General features: G+C 49.2%; 1 protein-coding gene and 1 pseudogene. One reads left to right on the top strand and one right to left on the bottom strand.

What is annotated here, in order from left to right; genetic code table 11:
* Positions 1–142: 142 nt before the first annotated feature.
* Positions 143–421, top strand: a pseudogene (locus tag ACUVJL_RS10630) (ATP-binding cassette domain-containing protein); the annotation flags it as partial.
* Positions 422–537: 116 nt separating this feature from the next.
* Here the strand turns inward: ACUVJL_RS10630 and ACUVJL_RS10625 are convergent.
* Positions 538–1,593: a glycoside hydrolase family 24 protein gene (locus ACUVJL_RS10625; protein WP_445245813.1), complete on the bottom strand. Its 1,056-nt coding sequence runs from the start codon at positions 1,591–1,593 to the stop codon at positions 538–540.
* Positions 1,594–1,885 lie beyond the last annotated feature (292 nt).

The following is a 1,885-nucleotide window of genomic DNA, read 5'->3' as shown; positions in this document are numbered from 1 at the left end:
GCTAAAATTCTTTTTTGTTGTTTCCTAATCTCTAGCAATACTTCTACAGATTCGGCAATCGTTATATGAGGACGGCCAGACATTTTAATGTTCTCCTTTACTTTTTATATAAGTCTATCACAACTTTATAAAAATGGTATTAGTAGGGCTGGAACAGCGGATTAACTATTATCCAGATGACTTGTCAGGGGGACAAAAACAAAGAGTTGCGATCGCCCGCGCTTTGGTAAGTCAACCGCAAATTGTTTTAGCTGACGAACCAACCGCCGCCCTCGACAGCAAATCCGGTCGCGAAGTGGTGAATTTGATGCAGAAACTTGCCAAAGAGCAGGGTTGTACTATTTTGTTAGTAACCCACGATAACCGAATTTTGGATATTGCCGATCGCATCGTTCACATGGAAGATGGAAAATTAGCATGATTTTTAACTTCCCGAAGCATCGACATCACGCATAACTCCCTGATTCTCCATATTGGATGTCAAAATTTAATCCAAAATTGCCAAACCGCAATGTCAACTCGTCCTGGGACTGTTGACTAATTGCTAACAATCAATCCTGGGCGATCGAGCTCCAAATTTTGCTGATACATTGCTTCTAGTTTCGGCATCGACGATTCCACGGAACCGCCATAACGGCGAAAAGAAGGCCAGATGTAAGCGAGTTTTCTCACTGCTGACTCCAATCGGCCCGCTTCTATATCTTCTAATGCACCTTTTTCTCGGATTAACTCTATAGCCATCAAATCTTGATTTTCTGGGCTGAAATCGCTGATGCTAAATTTTTTAGCGAATCTGTCCCAAGTGGTGCTGAGAAACTGATATCGCCCCGCTGCGTCGGAACAGAGTTTTTTGCCGTAGCGGCGGCCGCACCTCATTTCTCTGGGATGATCTTGAAAGCTAGCAAATTTCTTACCGGTGTACTGGGTGCGGTAGCCGTCGGGGCTAGCGGTGCCTTCCGCGGTGGCAATCGTGTCGAGAAAGGCTTTTACTCGACGTTCCGGCCCGATGCTATCGAGTCTGGTATCCTCTCTGGGATCTGGTGGATTCAGGGTTGCAGTTTCGGGTTCCGGTGAGCCCTCGATGTTATCCTCTCTGGGGTGTGGTGAGTCGATCGCTGCAACGGAGGGCAGGCGTTTCGACGCGGGCGAGCTTTCTGCCGAGACTGATTGTCCCCACAGTCTCGCCGTCATTCGACCCAAAAACAAGCACAAACAGATGCACAAAGTCCAAGAGAGTCTAAAACGGAGGCGTTTGGACAGTTGCCTGCGCTGCTGCACCGGCCACCCGTGCAGGGGGATGGCTGCGGGCAAGATTCCCGTTTGCTGGCCGAAGGCAAACAACGATTTCAGCGCTAGCAAGGTTTGCTTGTAGAAACCGGGTGCAAGTTTGCTCACCCTCATTGCTGCGGCGAAAGTCTCGACATCTGTCAGAGTGACTTGTGCCAGCGGTTTTTCTACAAACAGGCGAAAACGGTGGGCCGCCTGCCAGCTAAAGCGCTTGCTGCGGGGGGATTTGCGATCGACCCACAGGCGAATTAGCTCGATGTCTGAAAGGGGTTGCAGATGGCTTTCCCGATGTTCTGGTGCGTACAATAGTACCTCCTGATATCACTTATAATTGAAGGTTCCCACTTAGAACGGGTCAGGAACCTCAGCCTAAAGGCATGAGGCTTGAAGGAGAAATCTAACAAGCCGTTCTGACCAGCCTCAGTCTTAATTGACTACGTTTTTTGAGTCACGACACCCTGGGATGCGTAGCTAGTCCCTCGCTCTGTCGCTAGCGGTTAAACAGTCTTAAGGTCACTGAGACAGTGCTGCTAGCCTAACAAGCTCACTAAACATTGGCGAAGTACAGACGACCTGGCAGGTCGTCTCTTCTACTCCG

Origin of the sequence: Microcoleus sp. OTE_8_concoct_300 (assembly GCF_031383065.1) — a bacterium.
GTDB lineage: Bacteria > Cyanobacteriota > Cyanobacteriia > Cyanobacteriales > Microcoleaceae > Microcoleus.
Note: the sequence above shows the minus strand (reverse complement) of the source record. Positions and strands in the feature narration are given on the sequence as shown.